17 protein-coding genes are annotated in these 26,011 nt (G+C 53.7%); all 17 read left to right on the plus strand.

Translation table 11 applies throughout. The features are described from left to right. Positions 1-101 precede the first annotated feature (101 nt). The 17 genes from ACOMHB_RS24015 to ACOMHB_RS24095 all read left to right on the plus strand — a co-directional run bounded on the left by ACOMHB_RS24015 (position 102) and on the right by ACOMHB_RS24095 (position 25,944). Positions 102-2,963, plus strand: a complete 2,862-nt coding sequence (locus ACOMHB_RS24015) for an ankyrin repeat domain-containing protein (protein WP_448218536.1) — start codon at positions 102-104, stop codon at positions 2,961-2,963. Positions 2,964-3,090: 127 nt separating this feature from the next. Next, on the plus strand, positions 3,091-4,086 hold the full coding sequence (locus ACOMHB_RS24020) for an ankyrin repeat domain-containing protein (RefSeq protein ID WP_448218537.1): 996 nt from the start codon (positions 3,091-3,093) through the stop codon (positions 4,084-4,086). Positions 4,087-4,233: 147 nt separating this feature from the next. Then, positions 4,234-5,529 carry an ankyrin repeat domain-containing protein gene (locus tag ACOMHB_RS24025; RefSeq protein ID WP_448218538.1) on the plus strand — a complete coding sequence of 432 codons (1,296 nt, stop codon included), beginning with the start codon at positions 4,234-4,236 and terminating at the stop codon, positions 5,527-5,529. Positions 5,530-5,672: 143 nt separating this feature from the next. After that, positions 5,673-6,998, plus strand: a complete 1,326-nt coding sequence (locus tag ACOMHB_RS24030) for an ankyrin repeat domain-containing protein (protein ID WP_448218539.1) — start codon at positions 5,673-5,675, stop codon at positions 6,996-6,998. Positions 6,999-7,113: 115 nt separating this feature from the next. Continuing rightward, positions 7,114-7,533 (plus strand): RING finger protein, encoded by a 420-nt coding sequence (locus ACOMHB_RS24035; RefSeq protein ID WP_448218540.1) that lies wholly within the window; start codon positions 7,114-7,116, stop codon positions 7,531-7,533. A gap of 57 nt (positions 7,534-7,590) precedes the next feature. Beyond that, positions 7,591-7,701, plus strand: coding sequence for a hypothetical protein (locus ACOMHB_RS24040; RefSeq protein ID WP_448218541.1), 111 nt, complete (start codon positions 7,591-7,593; stop codon positions 7,699-7,701). 16 nt (positions 7,702-7,717) lie between these two features. Continuing rightward, complete coding sequence (locus tag ACOMHB_RS24045; RefSeq protein WP_448218672.1) at positions 7,718-8,416, plus strand: ankyrin repeat domain-containing protein; 699 nt, start codon at positions 7,718-7,720, stop codon at positions 8,414-8,416. A gap of 146 nt (positions 8,417-8,562) precedes the next feature. Then, the gene (locus ACOMHB_RS24050; RefSeq protein WP_448218542.1) at positions 8,563-9,564 is read left to right on the plus strand and encodes an ankyrin repeat domain-containing protein; all 1,002 of its coding nucleotides are present in this window, start codon (positions 8,563-8,565) and stop codon (positions 9,562-9,564) included. Positions 9,565-9,710: 146 nt separating this feature from the next. Continuing rightward, positions 9,711-12,605 (plus strand): ankyrin repeat domain-containing protein, encoded by a 2,895-nt coding sequence (locus ACOMHB_RS24055; protein ID WP_448218543.1) that lies wholly within the window; start codon positions 9,711-9,713, stop codon positions 12,603-12,605. Between the two features lie 227 nt (positions 12,606-12,832). Then, positions 12,833-14,119, plus strand: a complete 1,287-nt coding sequence (locus ACOMHB_RS24060) for an ankyrin repeat domain-containing protein (protein ID WP_448218544.1) — start codon at positions 12,833-12,835, stop codon at positions 14,117-14,119. Positions 14,120-14,303: 184 nt separating this feature from the next. Further along, positions 14,304-15,134 carry an ankyrin repeat domain-containing protein gene (locus tag ACOMHB_RS24065; RefSeq protein ID WP_448218545.1) on the plus strand — a complete coding sequence of 277 codons (831 nt, stop codon included), beginning with the start codon at positions 14,304-14,306 and terminating at the stop codon, positions 15,132-15,134. Continuing rightward, positions 15,029-16,090, plus strand: a complete 1,062-nt coding sequence (locus tag ACOMHB_RS24070) for an ankyrin repeat domain-containing protein (RefSeq protein ID WP_448218546.1) — start codon at positions 15,029-15,031, stop codon at positions 16,088-16,090. The genes ACOMHB_RS24065 and ACOMHB_RS24070 overlap by 106 nt, the downstream gene beginning before the upstream one ends. 64 nt (positions 16,091-16,154) lie before the next feature. Continuing rightward, complete coding sequence (locus ACOMHB_RS24075) at positions 16,155-17,939, plus strand: ankyrin repeat domain-containing protein (RefSeq protein WP_448218547.1); 1,785 nt, start codon at positions 16,155-16,157, stop codon at positions 17,937-17,939. A 182-nt stretch (positions 17,940-18,121) separates the two neighbouring features. Beyond that, on the plus strand, positions 18,122-19,915 hold the full coding sequence (locus ACOMHB_RS24080; protein WP_448218548.1) for an ankyrin repeat domain-containing protein: 1,794 nt from the start codon (positions 18,122-18,124) through the stop codon (positions 19,913-19,915). A gap of 148 nt (positions 19,916-20,063) precedes the next feature. Beyond that, positions 20,064-21,842 carry an ankyrin repeat domain-containing protein gene (locus ACOMHB_RS24085; RefSeq protein WP_448218549.1) on the plus strand — a complete coding sequence of 593 codons (1,779 nt, stop codon included), beginning with the start codon at positions 20,064-20,066 and terminating at the stop codon, positions 21,840-21,842. A 179-nt stretch (positions 21,843-22,021) separates the two neighbouring features. Further along, the gene (locus tag ACOMHB_RS24090) at positions 22,022-24,100 is read left to right on the plus strand and encodes an ankyrin repeat domain-containing protein (protein WP_448218550.1); all 2,079 of its coding nucleotides are present in this window, start codon (positions 22,022-22,024) and stop codon (positions 24,098-24,100) included. A 137-nt stretch (positions 24,101-24,237) separates the two neighbouring features. Next, complete coding sequence (locus ACOMHB_RS24095) at positions 24,238-25,944, plus strand: ankyrin repeat domain-containing protein (RefSeq protein WP_448218551.1); 1,707 nt, start codon at positions 24,238-24,240, stop codon at positions 25,942-25,944. Positions 25,945-26,011 lie beyond the last annotated feature (67 nt).

The raw sequence follows: 26,011 nt of genomic DNA on the forward strand, positions 1-26,011 counted from the left end.
GATTATTTGGCTACCGCAAATTTTATAACTATGTAGCTGAACTATTTTACTTTTCTTGTGTCCAACCGGCATTGCTTATTCACTAACACAGATGTGTACTTATGGACGGCATTGCTCGCAACCCTTCCCCCAGTGATACTGAAGTATCAGAGGAGGCACATCCCTGCCCTATTTGTTTGACCCATTTTCATGGTCGTGTTGTAGCGCCCGTGGTGGTCAAAACCCGATGTTGTGGCCACCTCTTTGATCTGGACTGTATTTCGAAGTGTTTTGTCGATCAGCCCATCGGCTCACGGCGGTGCGCAATGTGCCGACAAGACCCGATGCCTGTGTTGAATCTGAACACCGGGGAGTCTCACCCGGATACGTTTTTCCCTGATCCGACGTTTTTTCGTGCCTGTTTTGAAGGGGATTTGGATCAGGTGGAAAGAACTCTGGCAGGAGGAATCAATGTCAATGTCCATTACATTGCGTATGATGATTTCACTGCCTTGATGATGGCATCCATGAGTGGGCATATGGCGATCGTCGAATGCCTGATCAACACCGGAGCCAATCTCAACGCCGTCGCTAAGAGCGGTCTTACCGCAGTGATCATAGCTGCACAAAAAAATAACACCGCCTGCCTGAAAAGACTGCTCGAAGCCAAGGCAGATAGCAACGTCCGAACTTCCCATGGCGCCACCGCGCTGTTCATCGCTGCTTCGAAAGGCAATACCGAGTCCGTGAAAGCTCTGATCGAAGCCAAGGCGAATCTCGACACCCAGTCCAGGCAGGGCGCCACCCCGCTGCTCATCGCTGCTTCGAAAGGCAATACCGAGTGCGTGAAAGCCCTCATCAAAGCCGGGGCGGATCTCAACGCCGGGACTAAGGATGGTGCTACCCCGCTGCTTCTGGCAGCCCAGAACGGCAATACCGAATGCCTGAAACTCCTGATCGAAGCCAAGGCAGACCTCAACGTCCGAACTAAAGATGGTAACACCCCGCTGCTCATGGCAGTCGAGATGGGCAATACCGAGTGCGTGAAACTCCTGATTGAAGCCGGGGCAGATCTTGACGCCGCCCTGCTGGATGGCACCTCTCCGCTGCTCATGGCAGTCGAGATGGGCAATATCGACTGCGTGAAACTCCTGATCGAAGCCGGGGCAGATCTTGACGCTGCCCTGCCGGATGGCACCACCCCGCTGCTCATCGCAGCCGAGATGGGCAATACCGAGTGCATGAAACTCCTGATCGAAGGCGGGGCGGATCTCAATGCCCGGACCAAGGGTGGCGCCACCCCGCTGCTCATGGCTGCACAGGAAAATCACGCCGAATGCGTGAAACTCCTGATCGAAGCCAAGGCGGACCTCAACGCCAGGACTAAGGATGGCAGCACCCCGCTTGTCATCGCTGCTGCGAATGGCCATACCGCTTGCGTGAAAGCCCTGCTCAACGCCGGGGTCGATATCAACACTCGTAATGAAGATGGCACCGGCCCACTGTTCATCGCTGCTGCGAATGGCCATACCGATTGCGTGAAAGCCCTGATCGAAGCCAAGGCAGACCTCAACGCCAGGGCTAAGGATGACTTCACCCCACTGATCGTTGCTACTGCGAAAGGCCATGCCGACTGCGTGGAAGCCCTGATCGAAGCCAAGGCAGATCTCAATGCCAGGACTAAGGATGGTGACATCACTGCGCTTTTCATTGCGGCACAGGAAAATCAAATCGACTGTTTGAAACTCCTGATCAAGGCCGGGGCGAATCTCAATGCCCGCTTCAAGGATGGTGCCAACCCGCTCTATATTGCAGCCGAGATGGGCAATACCGCCTGCGTGAAAGCCCTGATCGAAGCCAAGGCGGATCTCAACGCCAAGACTGAGGATGGCGTCACCCCGCTTTTCATTGCGGTACAAAAAAATCACACCGAGTGCGTGAAACTCCTGCTCGACGCCGGGGCAGAGCCTGACGTCCGGACTGAGGATGGCACCACCCCGCTGTTCATCGCTGCTGCGAAAGGCCATACCACTTGCGTAAAAGCCCTGCTCAAAGCCAAGGCAGACCCCGACGCCCGGAACAAGGATGACAGCACCCCGCTAATCATTGCTGCTGCGAGAGGTCATAGCGACTGTGTGAAAACCCTGATCGAAGCCAAGGCGGATCTCAACGCGCGAAATAAGCATGGCGTCACCCCGCTGTTCATCGCTGCACAAGAAAATCACATCGACAGCTTGAAACTCCTGATCAACGACGGAGCGGATCCCAACGCCATCTTGTCGAGTGGCTGCACTCCGCTGTTCAGCGCTGCTGCAGGAGGCCATAGCGAATGCGTAAAACTCCTGATCGAAGCCGGGGCGGACCTCAACGCCCGCATCAAAGATGGTTCTACTCCGCTATACATCGCAGCCCAGAAAGGCAATACCGACTGCGCGAAACTCCTGATCAACGCCGGGGCGGACCTCAACGCCCAGAATAAGGATGGCGCCACCGCGCTGTTCATCGCTGCCCAGGAAAATCACCCCGACTGCGTGAAACTCCTGGCCGACGCCAAGGCAGGTCTCAACCCCCGAACCAAAGATGACGCCACCCCGTTGTTCATCGCTGCCCTGAACAATAACGTCGACTGCCTGAAAATTCTGATCGAAGCCGGGGCGGATCTCAACGCCCGGATCAAGAATGGCGCCACCCCGCTGCACGCCGCTGTTGCACAAGACAATACCGACTGCGTGGAACTCCTGATCAACGCCGGGGCCGATCTCGACGCCCGAAGGACTGAGGATGGTGCGACCCCGCTGTTCATCGCAGCCCGCAAAGGCAATAGCGAGTGTATGAAACTCCTGATCAGGGCCGAGGTAGATATCAACGCTGCCTTGTCGGATGGCACCACCCCACTGGCCATTGCAACCGTGATGGGCAATACCGACTGCGAGAAACTCCTGATCAACGCCGGGGCAGAGCAGGGAACAAAACAAAAGCGTTAGTTATCCGGTAAACACGGCTCTCAGGTGTTCTCATTTTCCGATTTTTTGATATAGCCATATAGCTGAACCATCGTAATTTTTTATGTCTGGTTTGTATAACTCACTAAATAACACGGAAACTCTACTTATGGATGCTATTGCTCCCTCCCCTCTCTCCATGGGCGTTGAATTGACGTCGGAAGCCGATGTCTGTTCTATTTGTCACGGTGAGTTCCATGGCCGCAATGTGGCGCCTGTGAACCTCAACCCCAAATGTCAAACCCACTGTGGCCACTACTTCCATCTGGACTGCATTACGGGGCAATTTGTTGATGAGCCCATAGGCTCACGCCGCTGCAAGCTTTGCCGACAAAATCCGATCCCGTTGTTGAATATAAACACCGGTAAATCTTACCCGGATAAATTTTTCCCCGATCAGATGTTTCGTAGTGCCTGTTGTTCCGGGGATTTGCAACAGGTGCAGAAGCTGCTGGCAGAAGGAGTCTATATCAATGCCGTTATGAATGCTGGTTTCACCGCCTTGATGATTGCATCCAGTGAGGGGTTCACAGACCTCGCCGAACTCCTGATTAGAAACGGGGCGGACGTCAACGCCGCTCGGGCTGAGGATGGCGTTACCGCGCTGTTCTTCGCTGCAAAAAACAATGACATTGACATTACGAGACTCCTGATCGGTGCCGGGGCGGATCTCAACACCCCCCGGACTTCGGATGGCGCCACCCCGCTGTCCATCGCAGTCCAGGAGGGCTGCACCGAGTGCGCGAGACTCCTGATCTACGCCGGGGCGGATACCAGCGCAGCCTTGTCGAGTGGCATGACCCTGCTGTACATCGCAGCCCTGAGAGGCAATACCGACTGCGTGAAACTCCTGCTCAACGCCGGGCTGGATCCCAACGAAGCCTCGTCGAATGGTATCACCCCGCTTTATATCGCAGCCCTGAGAGGCAATACCGAATGCCTGAAACGCCTGATCAACGCCGGTGCGGATCTCAACGCCCGGACCAGGAATGGCTCCACCCCGCTGTCCATCGCAACCAGAATGGGCAATACCGACTGCGTAAAAGTCCTTATCGCGACCGGGAAAAGCCAGGAAGCAAAAGAAAGGCGCGGTGTTCTCCAGTAAAAACAGCTTTCAGGTGTTTCCATCTCCTGAGTTCTGAAATGCGTGATGATTCAGCCACAGCAAACTTAACAGCCATAAAACTGAACTATCGTACTTTTTTAGTGTCTAAATTTGTATAACTCATTAAATTACACGGGGGTTTTACTTATGAATACAATTAGTCTTTCTGCTCTCACCATGAGCACTGAAGTAACTTCGGAGGCCGATGAATGTAATATTTGTTTCGTTGAGTTCCGTGGTCGAGATGTCACGCCTGTGGAAGACGACCCCGAATGTAAAACCCACTGTGGCCATCTCTTCCATCTGAAATGTCTTACGAGGCTATTTTATGGTATGCCCATAGGCTCACGCAGCTGCGCGTATTGCCGAGGAAAGCCGTTCCCTGTGTTGAATATGAAAACCGGCGAATCTTACCCGGATAAGTTTTTCCCCGATAAGAGGTTTTATGATGTCTGTCTTCACGGGGACTTGAATCAGGTGACGAAGTCACTGGCAGAAGGAGTCTATGTCGATGCCGTTATGAAGGGTGATTTCAATGCCTTGTTGATGGCATCCGGTGAGGGGCATACAACCCTCGCCGAAGTCCTGATTAACCAAGGGGCGGACATCAACGCCGCTATGGCTGAGGATGGCGTTACCCCGCTGTTCTTCGCTGCACAACAAAATCACACCGATATTTTGAAACTCCTGATCAATAAGGGGGCGAAACTCGATTCCCCCCGGACTACGGATGGCCACACCCCGCTGTCCATGGCAGTCCTGCAGGGCTCTAACGACTCCGTGCGACTCTTGCTCATCGCCGGGGCGAATCCCAACGCCGTCTTATCCTGTGGCATGACCCCGCTGCACATCGCAGCACAGAATGGCAATATCGAATGCGTTGAGCTCTTGCTCACCTACGGGGCGGATATCAACGCCCTGAATGAGAATGGCGTCACCCCGCTGTTCTTCGCTGCACAAAAAAATCTCACCGAAATTGCGAAACTCCTGATCAACGCCGGGGCAAATCTCACCCCCCCCCGGACTTCGGATGGCGCCACCCCGCTGTCCATGGCAGCCCAGCAGGGCTCTGGCGGCTGCGTGAAACTCCTGCTCGACAAAGGGGTGAATCCCAACACCGCCTTGTTGAATGGCGTCACTCCGCTGTACGCCGCAGCCCTTAAAGGCAGGATCGACTGCGTGCAACTCCTGCTCGAGAAAGGGCCGGATCTCAACGCCCGGACTAAATACGGCGCCACTGCGCTGTTCGTAGCCGCTGAGGGAGGCCATACCGAATGTTTGAAAAGCCTGATCCTGGCCGGGGCAGATATCAACGCTGCCTTGCCGGATGGCACCACCCCGCTGTCCATCGCAACCAGGATGGGCCATACCGGGTGCGTGGAAGCCCTTAACGAGGCCGAGAGAAGCAGGGGAACAGAAGAAGGGTTCTGCATCATCCTGTAAACACAGCTTTCAGGTGTTTCCATCTCCTGAGTTCTGAAATGCGTGATGATTTAGCCGCAGCAAACTCAACAGCCATAAGACTGAACTATCGTACTTTTTTTGTGTCTAATTTGTATAACTTACATAACATGGAGGTTCTTCTAATGGATGCCATTAATCACCCCTCTCTCCCCATCACCACTGAATTAACGTCGGAGGCACATAAATGTGATATTTGTTTCGGTGAGTTCCATGGCCGCGATGTGACGCCTGCGCAACACAACCCTAAATGTGAAAGCCACTGCGGCCACATCTTCCATCTGGACTGTCTTACGATGCTATCTGTTCTTAAGCCCATAGGCTCACGCAGCTGCGGGTATTGCCGAGGAAAGCCGTTCCCTGTGTTGGATACGGAAACCGGTAAATCTTACCCGGAAGAGTTTTTCCCCGACCAGGTGTTTTTACGTGCCTGCTGGAATGGGGATGTGGATGGAGTGAAGAAGTCACTGGCAGCAGGAGTCTATGTCGACGCCGTTATGAGTCATGGTTTCAATCCCTTGTTGATTGCATCCACTGAGGGGCACACAGAATTAGCCAAGGTCCTGATTAACAACGGGGCGGACGTCAACGCCGCTATGGCTGAAACAGGCGTTACACCGCTGTTCTTCGCTGCTCAAAACAATTACACCGACATTGTGAACCTGCTGATCAGTAAGGAGGCGAAGCTCGACATCCCCGAGACTAATGCTGGCCACACCCCGCTGTCCGTAGCGACCCAGGTGGGCTCTATCGACCCAGTAAGATTCTTGCTCATCGCCGGGGCGAATCCCAACGTCGTCTTGTCGTCTGGCCACACCCTGCTCACTATTGCAGTCCAGAAGGGCTCTACCGACTTCGTGAGACTCTTGCTCCTCGCCAAAGCGGATGTCAACGCCCGGAATGAGGATGGCGCCACCCCGCTGTTCTTCGCTGCAGAAAAAAATCTCACCGAAATTGCGCAACTCCTGATCGACAACGGGGCAAATCTCAACACCCCCCGGACTTCGGATGGCGCCACCCCGCTGGCCATCGCAGCCCAAGAGGGCTCTGGCGGCTGCGTAAAACTCCTGCTCGACAAAGGGGTGAATCCCAACACCGCCTCGTTGAATGGCGTCACTCCGCTGTGCGCCGCAGCCCTTAAAGGCAGGATCGACTGCTTGCAACTCTTGCTAGAGAAAGGGCCGGATCTCGACGCCCGGACTGAATACGGCACCACTGCGCTGTTCGTAGCTGCCAGGGGAGGCCATACCGAATGTTTGAAACGCCTGATCGGAGCTGGGGCAGATATCAACGCCGCCTTGCCGGATGGCACCACCCCGCTGTCCGTCGCAACCAGGATGGGCCATACCGAGTGCGTGGAAGCCCTTAACGAGGCCGAGACAAGTTGGGGAACACTAGAAGGGCTCTGCGTCATCCTGCACACACGGCTTTCAGGTGTTTTCATCCCCTGAGTTTTGCAATGCGTGATGATTTAGCCGCAGCAAACTCAACAGCCATAAAACTGAACTTTCTACTTTTTTTTGTCTAATTCGTATAACTTACTTTAATAACATGAAGGTTCTACTTATGGATGCCATTACTCTTAATCACCCCCCTCTCCCCATCAGCACTGAATTAACGTCGGAGCCCGATAAATGTGATATTTGTTTTGCTGAGTTCCATGGCCGCAATGTGGCGCCTGCGCAACACAACCCTAAATGTAAAAGCCACTGCGGCCACATCTTCCATCTGGACTGTCTTACGATGCTATCTGTTCATAAGCCCATAGGCTCACGCAGCTGCGCGTATTGCCGAGAAAACCCGTTCCCTGCGCTGGATACGGAAACCGGCAAATCTTACCCAGACGAGTTTTTTCCCGACCAGGCGTTTTCTCGTGCCTGCTGGAATGGGGATGTGGATGAGGTGAAGAAGTCACTGGCAGCAGGAGTCTATATCAATGCCGTTATGAGTTATGATTTCAATCCCTTGTTGATTGCATCCGCTTAGGGGCACACAGAATTAGCCGAAGTCCTGATTAACAACGGGGCGAACGTCAACACCGCTATGGCTGAGAGAGGCGTTACATCGCTGTTCTTCGCTGCGCAAAACAATCACACCGACATTGTGGAACTCCTGATCAGTAAGGGGGCGAAACTCGCCCCCCCCCCAGACTAAGGATGGCCACACCCCGCTGTCCACGGCGGCCCGGACGGGCTCTATTGACTCCGTGAGACTCTTGGTCAGCGCCGGGGCAAATCCCAACGCCGTCTTATCCTCTGGCATGACCCCGCTGCACATCGCAGCACAGAAAGGCAATATCGAATGCGTGAAGCTCTTGCTCATCTACGGGGCGGATATCAACGCCCGGAATGGGAATGGCGTCACCCCGCTGTTCTTCGCTGCACAAAAAAATCACACCGAAATTGCGAAACTCCTGATCGACAACCGTGCAAATCTCAACACCCCCCGGACTTCGGATGGCGCCACCCCGCTGTCCATGGCAGCCCAGCAGGGCTCTGGCGGCTGCGTGAAACTCCTGCTCGACAAAGGGGTGAATCCCAATACCGCCTTGTTGAATGGCGTCACTCCGCTGTACGCCGCAGCCCTCAGAGGCAAGATCGACTGCGTGCAACTCCTGCTCGAGAAAGGGCCGGATCTCGACGCCCGGACTGAACACGGCACCACTGCGCTGTTCGCAGCTGTTGAGGGAGGCCATACCGAATGTTTGGAACTCCTGCTCAACGCTGGGGCAGATCCCAACGCCGCCTTGCCAGATGGCAGCACACCGCTGTCCATCGCAACCAGGATGGGCCATACCGAGTGCGTGGAAGCGCTTAACGAGGCCGAGAGAAGCAGGGGAACAGAAGAAGGGCTCTGCATCATCCTGTAAAAACAGCTTTCAGGTGTTTTTATCCCCTGGGTTTTGCAATGCATGATTATTTAGCCACAAAAAACTTTGTAGCCACAAAACTGAACTATCTACTTTTTTTTTGTCTAATTCGTATAACTTACTTTAATAACATGAAGGTTCTACTTATGGATGTCATTACTCTTAATCACCCCCCTCTCCCCATCAGCACTGAATTAACGTCGGAGCCCGATAAATGTGATATTTGTTTTGCTGAGTTCCATGGGCGCAATGTGGCGCCTGCGCAACACAACCCTAAATGTAAAAGCCACTGCGGCCACATCTTCCATCTGGACTGTCTTACGATGCAATCTGTTCATACGCCCATAGGCTCACGCAGCTGCGCGTATTGCGGAGGAAACCCGTTCCCTGCGTTGGATACGGAAACCGGTAAATCTTACCCGGACGAGTTTTTTCCCGACCAGGTGTTTTCCCGTGCCTGCTGGAATGGGGATGTGGATGAGGTGAAGAGGTCACTGGCAGCAGGAGTCTATGTCAATGCCGTTATGAGTTATGATTTCAATCCCTTGTTGATTGCATCCGCTGAGGGGCACACAGAATTAGCCGAAGTCCTGATTAACAACGGGGCGAACGTCAACACCGCTATGGCTGAGAGAGGCGTTACATCACTGTTCTTCGCTGCGCAAAACAATCACATCGACATTGTGGAACTGCTGATCAGTAAGGGGGCGAAACTCGACCTCCCCCAGACTAAGGATGGCCACACCCCGCTGTCCATGGCGGCCCAGACGGGCTCTATTGACTCCGTGAGACTCTTGATCAACGCCGGGGCGAATCCCAACGCCGTCTTATCCTCTGGCATGACCCCGCTGCACATCGCAGCACAGAATGGCAATATCGAATGCATGAAGCTCTTTCTCACCTACGGGGCGGATATCAACGCCCGGAATGAGAATGGCGTCACCCCGCTGTTCTTCGCTGCACAAAAAAATCACACCGAAATTGCGAAACTCCTGATCGACAACGGGGCAAATCTCAACACCCCCCGGACTTCGGATGGCGCCACCCCGCTGTCCGTCGCAACCATGATGGGCCATTTCGACTGCGTGGAAGCCATTAACGAGGCTAAGACAAGAAGAACAGAAGAAGGACTCTGCATCATCCTGTAAACACGGCTTTCAAGTGTTTTCATCCCCTGAGTTTTGCAATGCGTGATGATTTAGCCACAAAAAACTTTGTAGCCATAAAAATGAACTATCGTACTTTTTTTGTGTCTAACTTATATAACTTATTGAATAACAAGGAGGTTCTGGTTATGGACGGCATTAATCCCCACGCTCTTCCCATGAGCGCTGACGTAACGCCGAAGGCCGATATCTGTTCTGCCTGTCCCGGTAAGTTCTACGGACGCCATGTGGCGGCTGTGGACCTCAAACAGGAATGTCAAACCCGCTGTGGCCACCACTTTCATCTGGCCTGCCTTACATGGCTATTTCTTTATAAGCCCATAGGCTCACGCAGCTGCTTGCATTGCGGACAGAACCCGTTCCCTGTGTTGGATTTGAAAACCGGTGAATCTCACCCGGACAAGTTTTTCCCCGACCAGGTGTTTTCAGTTGCCTGCTTGAATGGAAATTTGGATCAGGTGAAAAAGTCACTTGCAGAAGGAGTCAATGTCAATGCCGCTATGAAGGATAATTACACTGCCTTGATAATGGCATCCTTTATGGGGTACACAGACGTCGCCAAACAACTGATTAAACACAGGGCAGATGTTAACGCTGCCCAAGCCTTTAGCAGGTCCACTCCGCTGCACTTCGCTGCCAATGAAAATAAAACCGATATGGTGAAACTCCTGCTCGAGAAAGGGGCGGATATCGACGCCCGGAATGAGAGTAGCTGCACACCGCTGCACCTTGCAGCCCTGAAGAGCAATATCGACTGCGTGAAACGCCTGATCAAAGCCGGGGCGAATGTCAAGACGCCCAATGTGTTTGGCAACACCCCGCTGCACTTGGCTGCCCGAAAAAATAACACCGATATTGTGAAACTCCTGCTCGAGGAAGGGGCGGAGCTCGACGCCCGGAATAAGATTGACTTCACCCCGCTGCACTTGGCTGCCCATGAAAATAACACCGATATTGTGAAACTCCTGCTCGAAAAAGAGGCGGATCTCAACGCCCGGAATAAGGATGGCGACACCCCGCTGCACTTGGCTGCCCGAAAAAATAACACCGATATTGTGAAACTCCTGCTCGAAAACGAGGCGGATCTCAACGCCCGGAATAAGGATGGCGAGACCCCGCTGCACTTGGCTGCCCGAAAAAATAACACCGATATTGTGAAACTCCTGCTCGAGAAAGGGGTGGATATCGACGACTGGAATATGAAGGGCGCCACATCGCTGTTCTTAGCAGCCGAGATGGGCAATAGCGACTGCATGCAACTCCTGCTCGACAATGGGGCGGATATCAACGCTGCCCTGCCCGATGGTACCACCCCACTGGCCATCGCAGTCCGGGAAAATAATATCGACTGCGTGAAACACCTGCTCAATGCCGGGGCAAATGTCAATAAGCCCACTGCGTATGGCAGGAGCCTGCTGTTCTGCGCTGCCCAGGACAATAAAACCGACATTCTGGAACTTTTGCTCAACAATGGGGCGGATCTCGACACTGCCTGGCCCGATGGCACCACCCCACTGGCCATCGCAGTCCTGAAAAATAATATCGACTGCGTGAAACGCCTGATCAAAGCCGGGGCTAATGTCCACACTCCCACTATGTTTGGCACCACACCGCTGCACTTGGCTGCCCAAAAAAATAACGCCGATATGGTTAAACTCCTGCTAGAGAATGGGGCGGATCTCAAGGTCCGGAATGAGGATGGCGACACCCCGCTGTTCAACGCAGTCCATAAGGGCAATGCCAACTTCGTACAATTCCTGCTCGACGAAGGGGCGGATCCCCGCGCCCGGAATAAGTTAGGCGCCACCCCGCTACACTTCGCTGCCAGAGAAAATAACACCGATATTGTGAAACGCCTGATCGGCAGGGGCGCGGATCCCGATGCTACCTTGCCCAATGGTGACACCCCACTGTCCATCGCAACCAGGCTGGGCAATAACGACTGCGAGAAAGTGCTAAGCAACGCCGTGGCGGAAAAAGAGGCGGCGAAGGCCGATGCCAGTCCTGTTTGTCCGGTTGATTTCCATGACCGCGATGTGGCGGCTCTGGCTGCCAGAACCCCATGTCGAACCCAATGTGGCCACGACTTCGATCTGGTCTGTATTTCCAAGCATGTGGTTAAGCAGCCCATCGGCTCACGCCACTGCATGGTGTGCGAGCAAAACCCCATGCCTGTGGTGAATAAGAACACCGGCGAAACTTACCCGGATGAATCTTTCCCCGACGAGGTGTTTTTAAGTGCGTGCTATAGAGGGGACTTGGATCAGGTGAAGAAGTCATTGACAGAAGGAGTCAATGTCAATGCCGTTATGACTGATGATCTCACCGCCTTGATGATAGCATCCTTGACCGGGAGCGAGGAGGTCGTCGAACACCTGATCAGGTCTGGGGCGCAGGTCAACGCCGTCCGGACTGAGGATGGTGCCACACCACTGCTCTTGGCTGCCAGAAAAAATAACCCTGCCGTTGTGGAACTCCTGCTCAACGCCGGGGCGAAAGTCAATGCCGCCGATTCCCTGGGCGCCACACCACTGTCCCTGGCTGCCCAGAACAATCACGTCGACAACCTCAAACTCCTGATCAAAGCTGGAGCGGACCTTAACGCCCGAAACAAGGATGGCTCTACCCCTTTGCTAACCTCTGTCAAGGAAAATAACACCTGCTGCACGGTAAAACTTATTGAAGCTGGAGCGGATGTCGACGCTGCCTTGCCGAATGGCTGCACCCCCTTGCTAATCGCGATCCTGAATAATAACAACAAAATCGTGCAACTCCTGCTCAAAAACGGAGCGAATCCCAACGCCCGAACTACGGATGGCTACACCCCGGCGTACCTCGCAGCTCAGGAGGGCAATGCCTTTTGCCTGGTGTTCCTTGTCCAAGCCGGAGCAGATCCCAAAGCCGCCTTGTCGGATGGCACCACCCCACTGGCTATCGCAACCAGGATGGGCCATACCCTTTGCCAGAATTACCTGACCTCTCTCGAGACAAGGCAGAAAACAGAGGCAATGCAGAAAAATTGACATCTTCCCCGCCGTAAGGAAGGTGTTGCAAAACGCCAACAACTCGTTCCCATGCTGAGACCCAAAGGGCCTGAAAGCATGGGAACCAGAGTTTTGCGTCACCCTCTAAAGCACTGGTATTCCTTCTCCCAGGCGGCAATGCCCTGCCGCAGCAAACTTTATAGCCACACAAATGAGCTAACCTGCTTTTCTTGTGACTAATCCGTACTATTTAGCTGATTTCACAGATGTTCTACTTATTGATGGTATTGCTCGCCCTCCCCTCCATGGGAACTGACGTAGAGCCGGAGGATAAAGTCTGTCCTATTTGTTTGGCTGATTTTCATGGCAAGGATATGGCTCCAGTGGACGTCAAAACCCAAAGTCGAACCCAATGTGGCCACCACTTCCATCTGGACTGTATTTCAAGACAATTTGTTTCTCAGCCCGTTGGCTCAAGACAGTGTGCGATGTGCCGGCAAGACCCGATGCCTGTAGTGAATCTGAGCACCGGTGAATCTCATCCGGATGCATTTTTCCCCAATGAGACGTTTTGTGATGCCTGTTATTACGGAGATTTGGATCAGGTGGAGAAGTCACTGGCAGAAGGCGTCAATGTCAATGCCATTACGCATGATGATCTCACTGCCTTGATGATCGCATCTTACCGGGGGCACAAGGCTATCGTCGAATGCCTGATCAACGCCGGAGCGAATCTCAACACCGCCTCTGAGACTGGTACCACGGCACTGTTCCTCTCTGCCCAGGAAAATCACAGCGACTGCGTGAAACTTCTGATCAATGCCGGGGCAGATATCGACGCCCGGGCTAAGGATGGCGCCAACCCACTGTTCATCGCTACACAAGAAAATCACACTGACAGCGTGAAACTCCTGATCAACGCCGGGGCCAATCTCAACACCGTCTGGCTCGTGAATGGTGCCACCCCATTGTTCATTGCTGCAAAAAAAAATAACATCGACTGCCTGAAACTCCTGATCAACGCCGGGGCGGATATCAACATCCCGAGTGGGGATGGCACCACCCCGCTATTCATCGCAGCCGAGAAGGGCAATACCGACTGCCTGGAACTCCTGATCAACGCCGGGGCGGATATCAACGCCCGGGCTAAGGATGGCGCCAGCCCACTGTTCATCGCTGCACAAGAAAATCACATCGACTGCCTGAAACTCCTGATCAACGCCGGGGCTGACCTCAACGCCCGAAGAACTGAGGATGGCGCAACCCCGCTGTTCAACGCAGCCAGGGAGGGCAATTCCGACTGCGTAGAACTCCTGATCAACGCCGGGGCTGACCTCAACGCCCGTCTAACTGAGGATGGCGCGACCCCGCTGTTCATCGCAGCCAGGGAAGGCAATCTCGAGTGTTTGAAACGCCTGATCAGGGCCGAGGCAGATATCAACGCCATCTTGTCGGATGGCACCACACTTCTCTCCATCGCAACCAGGATGGGCAATGCCGACTGCGCGAGACTCCTGATGAACGCCGGAGCTGAGGGGGAGCAGAGGCGATGAAAGAAACAAAAGAAAGACATTATGCTGTCCGGTGAACAAGGCTTTCAGGTGTTCCCATCTTCAGAGCTTTTGAAATAGGTGATTATTTAGCCGCAGCAAACTTTATAGCCAAATAAATGAACTATCGTACTTTTTTTATGTCTAACTCGAACTATTTATTAGTTATCAAGGATGTTCAACTCTTATGGATAGCATTGCTCACCCCCCTCTCCCCATTGGCGCTGACGTAAAGTCGGAAGCCGAGGTCTGCCCTATTTGTTTGACTGAATTTCATGGCCACGATGTGGCGCCAGTGGACGTCAAAACCCAATGTCGAACCCACTGCGGCCACCACTTCCATCTGGACTGTATTTCAGAACAATTTGTTTATCAGCCCATCGGCTCACGACACTGCGCGGTGTGCCGGCAAGACCCGATGCCTGTAGTGAATCTGGACACCAGTGAACCTTACCCGGATACATCTTTCCCCAATCAAGCATTTTATGATGCCTGTTATTACGGGGATTTGGATCAGGTGGAGAGGTCGCTGGCAGAAGGCGTCAATGTCAATGCCGTTATGACGGATGGTTTGACCGCCTTGATGTTGGCATCCATCAATGGGCACACAGATATCGTCGAACGTCTGATCAACGCCGGAGCGGAGGTCAACACCGCTCGGAATGAGGATGGCGGCACCCCACTGCTCTTCGCTGCCCAGGAAAATAACAGCGACTGCGTGAAGCTCCTGATCAATAAAGGGGCAGACCTCAATGCTGAGGCCAAGAATGGTGCCACCCCTGTGTCCATCGCTGCCGCGATGGGCAATACCGACTGCCTGAAAGCCCTTATCGAAGCCAAGGCGAACCTCAACACCAGGGATGAGGATGGCGTCACCGCGCTTTTCATTCCGGTACAAAATAATTACATCGAATGCGTGAAACTCCTGCTCAACGCCGGGGCGGATCCTACGTCCGGACCAAGGCTGGCAGCAACCTGCTGTTCATCGCTGCTGCGAATGGCCATACCGCTTGCGTAAAAGCCCTGCTCAAAGCCAAGGCAGACCCCGACGCCCGGAATAAGGATGACAGCACCCCGCTGATGATCGCTGCTGCGATGGGTCATAGCGACTGTATGGAAGCCCTGATCAAGACCGGGGCGGATCTTAATGCCCGAACTGAAGATGGCATGACCCCGCTATTCATCGCCGTGATGCGTAATAGCATCGACTGCATGAAACGCCTGATCAAAGAGGGGGCGAATATCAATGCCCCGAATAACAATGGTGTCACCCCTGTGTACATCGCTGCGCAAGAAAATCATATCGACTGCCTGAAATTCCTGATCAAAAAGGGGGCGAATATCAACGCCCGGGCTAAAGATGGCGTCAGTCCACTGTTCATCGCTGCACAAAAAAATCACATCGAATGTGTGAAACTTCTGATCAACGAGGGGGCAGATCTCAATGCCGTCTGGATCAGGGAGGGTGCCACCCCATTGTTCATTGCTGTACAAGAAAATAACACCGATATTGTAAAACTCCTGATCGAAGCAGAAGCGGACCTTAACAAGCAGAATAATCATGGCTTCACCCCGCTGCACGTTGCTGCACAAGAAAATAACACGGACTGCCTGAAACTCCTGCTCAACGCCGGGGCAGATCTCAACGCCCGGACTAAATACGGCAGCACTGCACTGCACATCGCAGCCCAGAAGGGCCATACCGATTGCGTGGAACTCCTGCTCAACACCGAGGCCGATCTCAACGCCCGCAGGACTCAGGATGGCGCGACCCCGCTGTTCATCGCAGCCCGGGAGGGCAATATCGAATGTCTGAAACGCCTGATCAGAGCCGAGGCAGACATCAACGCCGCCTTGTCGGACGGCACCACTCCTCTCGCCATCGCAATCGGGATGGGCAATGCCGACTGCGCAAGACTCCTGATAAACGCCGGGGCAAAGAGGGGGACAGAGGCGGTGAAAGAAACAAAATGAACTATCGTAATTTTCTTATGTCTGATCAGTACTATTTATTGGATATCAAGAATGTTCAACTCTTATGGATAGCCTTGCTCACCCCCCTCTCCCCATTGGCGCTGACGTAAAGTCGGAAGCCGAGGTCTGCCCTATTTGTTTGACTGAATTTCATGGCCACGATGTGGCGCCAGTGGACGTCAAAACCCAATGTCGAACCCACTGCGGCCACCACTTCCATCTGGACTGTATTTCAGAACAATTTGTTTATCAGCCCATCGGCTCACGACACTGCGCGGTGTGCCGGCAAGACCCGATGCCTGTAGTGAATCTGGACACCAGTGAACCTTACCCGGATACATCTTTCCCCAATCAAGCATTTTATGATGCCTGTTATTACGGGGATTTGGATCAGGTGGAGAGGTCGCTGGCAGAAGGCGTCAATGTCAATGCCGTTATGACGTATGGTTTGACTGCCTTGATGGTGGCATCCATCAGGGGGCACACGGATGTCGTCGAACGTCTGATCAACGCCGGAGCGGACGTCAATACCGCTCGGAATGAAGATGGCGCCAACCCACTGCTCTACGCTGCCCAGGTAAATAACACCGACTGCGTGAAACTCCTGATCAATAAAGGGGCAGATCTCAATGCTGAGGCCAAGAATGGTGCCACCCCTCTGTTCATCGCTGCCGAGATGGGCAATACCGAATGCCTGAAAGCCCTTATCGAAGCCAAGGCGAATCTCAATACCAATAATGAGAATGGCGTCACCGCGCTTTTCATTGCGGTACAAACTAATCACATCGAATGCGTGAAACTCCTGCTCAACGCCGGGGCGGATCCTAACGTCCGGACCGAGGCTGGCAGCACCCTGCTGATGATCGCTGCTGCGAGAGGTCATAGCGACTGCATGGAAGCCCTGATCAAGGCCAAGGCGAATCTCAATGCCCGAACTGAAAACGGCATGACCCCGCTGTTCATCGCCGTTCTGCGTAATAGGATCGACTGCGTGAAACTCCTGATCAAAGAGGGGGCGGATATCAATGCCCCGAATAACAATGGTGTCACCCCTGCGTACATCGCTGCGCAAGAAAATCATATCGACTGCCTGAAACTCCTGATCAAAGAGGGGGCGGATATCAACGCCCGGACTAAGGACGGCGTCAGTCCATTGTTCATCGCTGCACAAAAAAATCACATCGAATGTGTGAAACTTCTGATCAACAAGGGGGCAGATCTCAATGCCGTCTGGATCAAGGAGGGTGCCACCCCGTTGTTCATTGCTGCACAAGAAAATAAAACCGATATTGTAAAACTCCTGATCGAAGCAGGGGCGGACCTTAGCAAGCAGAATAATGATGGCGGCACCCCGCTGCACATCGCTGCGCAAAAAAATAACACGGACTGCCTGAAACTCCTGCTCAACGCCGGGGCAGATCTCAACGCCCGGACTAAATACGGCACCACGGCACTGCACATCGCATCCGAGATGGGCAGTACCGAGTGTGTGAAACGCCTGATCAGTGCCGGGGCAGACATCAACATCCCGAGTGAGGATGGCACCACCCCGCTATTCATCGCAGCCCGGAAGGGCCATACCGACTGTGTGGAACTCCTGCTCAACACCGAGGCCGATCTCAACGCCCGCAGGACTCAGGATGGCGCGACCCCGCTGTTCATCGCAGCCCGGGAAGGCAATATCGAATGTCTGAAACGCCTGATCAGAGCCGAGGCAGACATCAACGCCGCCTTGTCGGACGGCACCACTCCTCTCGCCATCGCAACAGAGATGGGCAATGCCGACTGCGCGAGACTCCTGACCAACGCCGGGACCAGGCAGGCAACAGAGGCAATGCAGGGAAGGTGAATGAGGCCGGTGTGCGACAGGTCGGCATGACCCGGTGCCGGTATTGCGGCAGATATGCATCAGATATTTTGAAATAGTTGATTATTTAGCCACAGCGGACTTTACAGCTACATAAATGAACTATCCTACCGGCTCTCATGTCATATCTATATTATTTTGCTGCTTTCACAGTTGTTTTACTTATGGATGGTATTGCTCGCCCCCCTCTCACCATTGGAGCTGACGTAAAGTCGGAGGCCGATGTCTGCCCTATTTGTCACGATGAATTCCATGGCCGCGATGTGGCGCCAATGGACGTCAAAACCCAATGTCGAACCCAATGTGGCCACCGCTTCCATCTGGACTGCATTACAAGACACTTTGTTCATCAGCCCGTTGGCTCACGACACTGCGCGATGTGTCGGCAAGACCCCATGCCTGTTGTGAATCTGAAGACCGGTGAATCTCACCAGGATACATTTTTCCCCAATCAGACGTTTTATACTGCCTGTTATGACGGGGATTTCGATCAGGTGGAGAAGTCACTGGCAGAAGGAGTCAATATTAATGCCGTTAGGTATGATGATGTCACTGCCTTGATAATCGCATCTTACCGGGGGCACAAGGCTATCGTCGAACGCCTGATCAGCCACGGAGCGAATCTCAACACTGCCAGTGAGACTGGTGCCACGGCACTGTTTGCTGCTGCCCAGGAAAATAACACCGACTGCATGAAACTCCTGATCAAGGCCGGGGCAGATCTCAATGCTGGCACTGAGGATGGCTCCACCCCACTGTCCATGGCCGCCCAGTTGGGCAACATCGACTGCGTGAAAGCCCTGATCGAAGCGAAGGCGAACCTCAACGTCAAGGATAAGGCTGGCCACACCCCGCTACTCATCGCTGCTGCGAAAGGCAAGACCGACTGCGTGGAAGCCCTGATCGAAGCCAAGGCAGATCCCAATGCCGGGCATAAGAGTGGCATCACCCCGGTGCTCTTGGCTGCCCAGGAAAATAACGCCGACTGCCTGAAACTCCTGATCAAGGCCGGGGCAGATCTTAATGCCCGATCTGAAGATGGCATGAGCCCGATGTTTGTCGCCGTCCTGCGTAATAGCATCGACTGCGTGAAACTCCTGATCAAAGAGGGGGCGAATATCAACGCCCGGACTGAGAGTGGCGCCAGCCCTGTGTACATCGCTGCACTAAGAAATCATATCGACTGCCTGAAACTCCTGATCAAAGAGGGGGCGGATATCAACGCCCGGACTGAGGATGGCGCCAGCCCACTGTTCATGGCTGCACAAGAAAATAACACCGACTGCGTGAAACTCCTGATCAAAGAGGGGGCGGATCTCAACGCCGTCTGGATCGAGGAGGGTGCTACCCCGTTGTTCATTGCTGCACAAGAAAATAACACCGATATTGTACAACTCCTGATCGAAGCAGAGGCGGACCTTAACAAGCAGAATAATGATGGCGGCACCCCGCTGCACGTCGCTGCATACAAAAATAACACCGACTGCCTGAAACTCCTGATCAACGCCGAGTCGAATCTCAACGCCCGGACTAAATACGGCACCACTGCCCTGCACATCGCAGCCGAGATGGGCAATACCGAGTGCGTAAAAATCCTGATCAGTGCCGGGGCGGACATCAACATCCCGGGTGAGGATGGCACCACCCCGCTATTCATCGCAGCCCAGAAGGGCCATACCGACTGCGTGGAACGCCTGCTCAACACCGAGGCCGATCTCAACGCCCGCAGGACTCAGGATGGCGCGACCCCGCTGTTCATCGCAGCCCGGGAAGGCAATATCGAGTGTTTGAAACGCCTGATCAGGGCCGAGGCAGATATCAACGCCGCCTTGTCGGATGGCACCACTCCTCTCGCCATCGCAACCGGGATGGGCCATACCGACTGCGTGGAACTCCTGATCAATGCCAGGGCAAGGCAGGGAACGCAGGCGGTGAAAAGAACAAAAGAAAGGCGTTAGGTTGTCCGGTGAACAAGGCTCTCAGGTGTTCCCATCTTCTGAGTTTTTGAAATAGGTGATGATTTAGCCACAGCGAACTTTATAGCCACATAAATGAACTATCCTAATGTTCTTAAGTCAAATTCATACTATCCAGCTCGTTTCACAGATGTTCTACTTACGGATGGCATTGCTCTTGCTCGCCCTCCCCTCCATGGGAAATGACGTAAAGCCGGAGGATAGTGTCTGTCCTATTTGTTTGGCTGATTTTCGTGGCCACGATGTGCCACCAGTGGTCCTCAAAACGCAATGTCGAACCCACTGTGGCCACCGCTTCCATCTGGACTGTATTTCAGAACAATTTGTTTATCGGCCCGTCGGCTCACGACACTGCGCGATATGTCGGCAAGACCCGATGCCTGTAGTGAATCTGAACACCAGTGAATCTTACCCGGATACATCTTTCCCCAATCAGACATTTTATGATGCCTGTTATTATGGGGGTTTGGATCAGGTGGAGAGGTCGCTGGCAGAAGGCGTCAATGTCAATGCCGTTATGACGAATGGTTTGACTGCCTTGATGTTGGCATCCATCAAGGGGCACACGGATATCGTCGAACGTCTGATCAACGCCGGAGCGGACGTCAACACCGCTCGGAATGAGGATGGCGCCACCCCACTGCTCTATGCTGCCCTGGAAAATAACAGCGACTGCTTGAAGCTCCTGATCAATAAAGGGGCAGATCTCAATGCTGGGGCCAAGAATGGTGCTACCCCTCTGTCCATCGCTGCCGAGATGGGCAGTACCGACTGCCTGAAAGCCCTTATCGAAGCCAGGGCGAACCTCAACACCAAGGATGAGGATGGCAACACCCCGCTAATCATGGCTGCTGCGAGAGACAACACCGACTGCGTGAAACTCCTGATCGAAGCCAAGGCAGATCCCAATGCCGGTCCTGAGAATGGCACCACTCCGCTGCTCTTGGCTGCCCAGGCAAATAACACCGAATGCATGAAACTCCTGATCAAGGCCAAGGCGGATCTTAATGCCCGATTTGAAGATGGCATGACCCCGCTGTTTGTCGCCGTCCTGCGCAATAGCATCGACTGCGTGAAACTCCTGATCAAAAAGGGGGCGGATATCAACACCCCGAATAACGATGGTGCCACCCCTGTGTACATCGCTGCGCAAGAAAATCATATCGAATGCCTGAAACTCCTGATCAAAGAGGGGGCGGATATCGACGCCCGGACTAAGAATGGAGCCAGCCCTGTGTACATCGCTGCACAAAAAAATTATATCGATTGCCTGAAACTCCTGATCAAAGAGGGGGCGGATATCAACGCTCGGACTAAGGACGGCGCCAGCCCACTGTTCATGGCTGCACAAGAAAATAACACCGACTGCGTGAAACTCCTGATCAAAGAGGGGGCGGATCTCAACGCCGTCTGGATCAAGGAGAGTGCCACCCCGTTGTTCATTGCTGCACAAGAAAATAACACCGATATTGTAAAACTCCTGATCAAAGCAGAGGCGGACCTTAACAAGCAGAATAATCATGGCGGCACCCCGCTGCACGTCGCTGCACACAAAAATAACACCGACTGCCTGAAACTCCTGATCAACGCCGAGTCGAATCTCAACGCCCGGACTAAATACGGCACCACTGCCCTGCACATCGCAGCCGAGATGGGCAATACCGAGTGCGTAAAAATCCTGATCAGTGCCGGGGCAGATATCAACATCCCGGGCGAGGATGGCACCACACCGCTATTCATCGCTGCCCAGAAGGGCAATACCGACTGCGTGGAACTCCTGATCAACACCGGGGCCGATCTCAACGCCGCCTTGTCGGATGGCACCACTCCTCTCGCCATCGCAACCGGGATGGGCAATACCGACTGCGCGAGACTCCTGATGAACGCCGGGGCCAGACAGGAAAGATAGGCAAGGAAGGGAACAACAGAAAGGCCTTGTATTATCCAGTGAACACGGCTTTCAGTTGTTGTCGGCTTCTGTATTTTAAAATGCGTGATTATTTAGCCACAGCAAACTTTGATAGGCCTATAAATAAACTACCATAATTTTTCTGCATCAAACCCTGGCCACTTGCCTGACCAACACAGATGTTCTTCTTACGGATCGCATTGCTCTCTATCCTCTCACCGTGGACACTGAAGGCCGATCACTGTCCTATTTGTTTGGCTTACTTTCATGGCAGAACTGAAGCCCCTGTGATCGTCAAAACCCAATGCTGTGGTCACCGCTTCGATCTGGACTGTATTTCAAGGTGTTTTGTTGATCAGCCCATCGGCTCACGCCAGTGCGCTATGTGTCGGCAAGACCCGATGCCTGTAGTGAATCTGAACACCGGTGAATCTCATCCGGACACATTTTTCCCCAATCAGGCGTTTTTTAATGCCTGTTTAGACGGGGATTTGGATCAGGTGGAGAGGTCACTGGCAGAAGGCGTCAATGTCAATGCCATTACGCATGATGATTTCACTGCCTTGATGATCGCATCTTACCGGGGGCACAAGGCTATCGTCGAGTGCCTGATCAACGCCGGAGCGAATCTCAACGCCACCAGTGAGGCTCGTGCCACGGCACTGTTCCTCGCTGCCCAGGAAAATAACACCGACTGCGTGAATCTCCTGATCAAGGCAGGGGCGGATATCAACACCAGAATTGAAGATGGCATCACTCCGCTGTACATCGCTGTCCTGAGAAATAGCATCAACTGTGTGAAACTCTTGATCAACGCCGGGGCGAATCCCAACGCCGCCGATGGGGATGGTGGCACGGTACTGTTCCTCGCTGCCCAGAATAATAACACCGACTGCGTGAATCTCCTGATCAAGGCCGGTGCAGATCTCAATGCGGTGGCTGAGGATGGCTCCACCCCACTGTTCATGGCCGCCCAGTTGGGCAATACCGACTGCGTGAAAGCCCTGATCGAAGCAAAGGCGAACCTCAACGTCAAAACTGAGGATGGCATCACCCCGCTGCTCATCGCTGCTGCGAAGGGCAATACCGACTGCGTGAAAGCCCTGATCGAAGCCAAGGCAGATCTCAATGCCGGGCCTGGGTATGGCGTCACCCCGCTGCTCTTGGCTGCCCAGGAAAATAACGCCGACTGCATGAAAGCCCTGATCAAGGCCGGGGTTGATATCAACACCCGAACTGAAGACGGCATCAGCCCGCTGTTCATGGCAGCCCTGCGTAATAGCATCGACTGCGTGAAACTCCTGATCAGCGCCGGGGCGGATCTCAACCCTCGGAACAAGAGTGGCTCCACCCCATTGCTTATCGCTGCACGAAAAAATCACACCGCCTGCCTGAAACTCCTGATCAGCGCCGGGGCGGATCTCAACCCCCGGAATGAGAGAGGCGCCACCCCAATGTTTATCGCTGCAAAAGAAAATAACACCGACTGTTTGAAACTCTTGATTAAAGCCGGGGCTGATCTCAACGCCCAGAATAATGATGGCGCCAGCCCGCTTTTCATGGCTGCACAAGAAAATAACACCGACTGCCTGAAACTCCTGATCAACGCCGGGGCAGATCTCAACGCCGCCCTGACCCAGGATGGTGCCACCCCGCTGCTCATCGCTGCGCAAGAAAATAACACCGACTGCCTGAAACTCCTGATCAACGCCGGGGCGGATCTCAACGCCCGGGCTAAGGATGGCGTCAGCCCACTGTTAATAGCTGCACAAGAAAATCACATCGACTGCGTTAAACTTCTGATCAAAGAGGGGGCGGATCTCAACGCCGTCTGGACCAAGCTTGGTGCCACACCGTTGTTCGTTGCTGCCTATAGAAATAACACCGACTGCTTGAAACTCCTGATCAACGCCGGGGCAGACATCAACATCCCGGGTAAGGATGGCACCACCCCGCTATTCATTGCAGCCCGGAAGGCCAATACCGAATGCATGGAACTTCTGATCAACGCCGGGGCTGACCTCAACGCCCGAAGGACTGAGGATGGCGCGACCACGCTGTTCATCGCAGCCCGGGATGGCAATATAGAGTGTCTGAAACGCCTGATCAGGGCCGAGGCAGATATCAACGCCGCCTTGTCGGATGGCACTACTCCTCTCGCCATCGCAACCGAGATGGGCAATGCTGGCTGCGCGAGACTCCTGATCAATGCCGGGGCAAGGGAGGGAACAACAGAAAGTCGTTGTATTATCCAGTGAACACGGCTTTCAGTTGTTGTCGGCTTCTGTATTTTAAAATGCGTGATTATTTAGCCACAGCGAACTTTGATAGGCCCATAAATAAACTACCATAATTTTTTTGTATCAAACCCTTGCCACTTGTTTGACCAACACAGATGTTCTTTTTACGGATCGCATTGCTCTCTTTACTCTCCCCATGGACACTGAAGGCCGATCAATGTCCTATTTGTTTGGCTTGCTTTCATGGCCGAAGTCTGCCCCCTGTGGTCGTCAAAACCCAATGTTGTGGTCACCGCTTCGATCTGGACTGTATTTCAAGGTGTTTTGTTGATCAGCCCATCGGCTCACGTCGGTGCGCTATGTGTCGGCAGGACCCGATGCCTGTGGTGAATCTGAACACTGGTGAATCTCACCCGGATACATTTTTCCCCGATCAGGCATTTTATGATGCCTGTTATGATGGGGATTTGGATCAGGTGGAAAAGTCACTGGCAGAAGGGGTCAATGTCAATGCCCCTGCGCATGGTGGTTACACTGCCTTGATGATCGCATCCATCAGGGAGCACACGGACGTCGTCGAACGTCTGATCAACGCCGGAGCGGACGTCGACACCGCTCGGAATGAGGATGATGCCACCCCACTGCACTTCGCTGCCCTGAAAAATAACACCGACTGCGTGAAACTCCTGATCAAGGCTGGAGCTGATCTCAACGCCCGGACTAAGGATGGCACCAGCCCGCTGTTCATCGCTGCACAAGAAAATAACACCGACTGTCTGAAACTCCTGATCAACGCCGGGGCTGATATCAACGCCGTCCGGATCAAAGATGGCACCAGCCCGCTGTTCATGGCTGCACAAGAAAATAACACCGACTGCTTGAAACTCCTGATCAACGCCGGGGCTGATATCAACGCCGTCCCGATCAAAGATGGTGCCACCCCGCTGTTCATGGCTGCACAAGAAAATAACACCGACTGCATTAAAATACTGATCAATGCCAGAGTGGATCTCAACGCTGTCAGGCCCAGGGATGGCGCTACCCCGCTGTACATCGCCACCCTGCGTAATAACATCGACTGCGTGAAACTCCTCATCAACGCCGGGGCAGATATCAACGCCCGGTCCAGGAAAGGCATCACCCCACTACTTACCGCAGTCCTGAAGGGTAATACCGACTGCGTAGAACTCCTGATCAACACCGGGGCCGATCTTGACGCCCGGAGGACTGAGGATGGTGCGACCTCGCTGTTAATCGCAGCCCATCAGGGCAATACCGAGTTTGTGAAACGCCTGATCAACGCCGGGGCGGATCTCAACGCCCGGACTAAGAGTGGCGCAACCCCACTGTTCATCGCTGCACAAGAAAATCACATCGACTGCCTGAAACTCCTGATCAACGCCGGGGCGGATCTTAACGCCCAGACTAAGAATGGCACCACTCCACTGTTCATGGCTGCACAAGAAAATCACATTGACTGCGTGGAACTCCTGATCCACGCTGGGGCAGATCTCAACGCCCAGACCAAGCATGGCGCCGCCGCGCTGTTGATCGCTGCCCTGCGCGGCAATATCGACTGCGTGAAACTCCTGATCCACGCCGGGGCGGATCTCAACCCCCGGACTGAGAGTGGCGCCACCCCACTGTTGATCGCTGCTCAAGAAAATAACACCGACTGCGTAGAACTCCTGATCAGGGCCGGGGCCGATCTCAACGCCGCCTTGTCGGATGGCACCACCCCGCTGTCCATCGCGACCGAGATAAGCAATACCGACTGCGTGAACCTGCTGACCATCGCCGGGGCAATGAAGGGAAAAGGGGCGGTGAAAGAAACAAAAGAAAAATGTGATCTTGCCCAGTAAACAGGGTTCTCAGGTGTACCCATCTTCTTGAGTTTTGCAATGCGTGATTATTTAGCCACAGCAAACT

It is taken from the genome of Endozoicomonas sp. 2B-B, assembly GCF_053470045.1.

Bases quoted from the DNA above. Each gene is read 5' to 3' on its own strand.
- ACOMHB_RS24075 (WP_448218547.1), top strand. From the start codon at position 16,155: ATGGATAGCCTTGCTCACCCCCCTCTCCCCATTGGCGCTGACGTAAAG.
- ACOMHB_RS24030 (WP_448218539.1), top strand. From the start codon at position 5,673: ATGGATGCCATTAATCACCCCTCTCTCCCCATCACCACTGAATTAACG.
- ACOMHB_RS24015 (WP_448218536.1), top strand. From the start codon at position 102: ATGGACGGCATTGCTCGCAACCCTTCCCCCAGTGATACTGAAGTATCA.
- ACOMHB_RS24020 (WP_448218537.1), top strand. From the start codon at position 3,091: ATGGATGCTATTGCTCCCTCCCCTCTCTCCATGGGCGTTGAATTGACG.
- ACOMHB_RS24040 (WP_448218541.1), top strand. From the start codon at position 7,591: ATGGCTGAGAGAGGCGTTACATCGCTGTTCTTCGCTGCGCAAAACAAT.
- ACOMHB_RS24050 (WP_448218542.1), top strand. From the start codon at position 8,563: ATGGATGTCATTACTCTTAATCACCCCCCTCTCCCCATCAGCACTGAA.
- ACOMHB_RS24055 (WP_448218543.1), top strand. From the start codon at position 9,711: ATGGACGGCATTAATCCCCACGCTCTTCCCATGAGCGCTGACGTAACG.
- ACOMHB_RS24060 (WP_448218544.1), top strand. From the start codon at position 12,833: ATGTTCTACTTATTGATGGTATTGCTCGCCCTCCCCTCCATGGGAACT.
- ACOMHB_RS24090 (WP_448218550.1), top strand. From the start codon at position 22,022: ATGTTCTTCTTACGGATCGCATTGCTCTCTATCCTCTCACCGTGGACA.
- ACOMHB_RS24025 (WP_448218538.1), top strand. From the start codon at position 4,234: ATGAATACAATTAGTCTTTCTGCTCTCACCATGAGCACTGAAGTAACT.
- ACOMHB_RS24080 (WP_448218548.1), top strand. From the start codon at position 18,122: ATGGATGGTATTGCTCGCCCCCCTCTCACCATTGGAGCTGACGTAAAG.
- ACOMHB_RS24095 (WP_448218551.1), top strand. From the start codon at position 24,238: ATGTTCTTTTTACGGATCGCATTGCTCTCTTTACTCTCCCCATGGACA.
- ACOMHB_RS24035 (WP_448218540.1), top strand. From the start codon at position 7,114: ATGGATGCCATTACTCTTAATCACCCCCCTCTCCCCATCAGCACTGAA.
- ACOMHB_RS24065 (WP_448218545.1), top strand. From the start codon at position 14,304: ATGGATAGCATTGCTCACCCCCCTCTCCCCATTGGCGCTGACGTAAAG.
- ACOMHB_RS24085 (WP_448218549.1), top strand. From the start codon at position 20,064: ATGTTCTACTTACGGATGGCATTGCTCTTGCTCGCCCTCCCCTCCATG.
- ACOMHB_RS24070 (WP_448218546.1), top strand. From the start codon at position 15,029: ATGCGTGAAACTCCTGCTCAACGCCGGGGCGGATCCTACGTCCGGACC.